1 protein-coding gene is annotated in these 638 nt (G+C 67.7%); it reads left to right on the top strand.

What is annotated here, in order from left to right; genetic code table 11:
* Positions 1-159 precede the first annotated feature (159 nt).
* A partial coding sequence (locus tag KY389_RS15030) for a transposase (RefSeq protein WP_219831779.1) occupies positions 160-638 on the top strand: 479 nt, incomplete at its 3' end.

Raw genomic sequence — 638 nt, 5'->3', positions numbered from 1 at the left:
GGTCGTTTCCCCGCCGGTGGTGTAGCTGACGGGTAGCCCCGCTGGCCGCACGCGCGCTTTCCCATAGCGCCGTAGCGGGCGGGCGGCGGGGCGGGTGGTCATCGGACGATCTCCGGTAGGGTCGGGTTTGCGAGAACCAACCTGATCCGGAGAGCACCGATGACCGACGAGATGATGACCCTGCGCAGCATGGTGGAGAAGGCCCCTGATGCGGACCTGCTCCAAGACATGATCGGCTTTGCCGCCGAGCGCCTGATGGAGATGGAGGTGGGCGCGCTGACCGGCGCGGCCTACGGCGAGAAGAGCGCCGAGCGTCTGGCGCAGCGCAACGGCTACCGCGACCGGGCCTGGGAGACCCGCGCCGGCACGGTCGAGCTGCGTATCCCGAAGCTGCGCAAGGGGAGCTACTTCCCCGGCTTCCTCGAGCCACGCCGCATGGCCGAGAAGGCGCTGACTGCCGTGATCCAGGAGGCCTACATCCATGGCGTCTCGACGCCATCCGTCGACGACCTGGTGAAGGCGCTCGGCATGGCGGGCATGTCCAAGAGCCAAGTGAGCCGGTTGTGCGAAGAGATCGACGAGCGGGTCGACGCCTTCCTCAACAGGCCGATCGAGGGGGACTGGCCCTATCTCTGGAT

The sequence above is a fragment of the Paracoccus bogoriensis genome, assembly GCF_019431455.1.
GTDB lineage: Bacteria > Pseudomonadota > Alphaproteobacteria > Rhodobacterales > Rhodobacteraceae > Paracoccus > Paracoccus bogoriensis.
The sequence above is the reverse complement of the archived record's forward strand: the minus strand, read 5'-3'. Positions and strand labels throughout refer to the sequence as shown.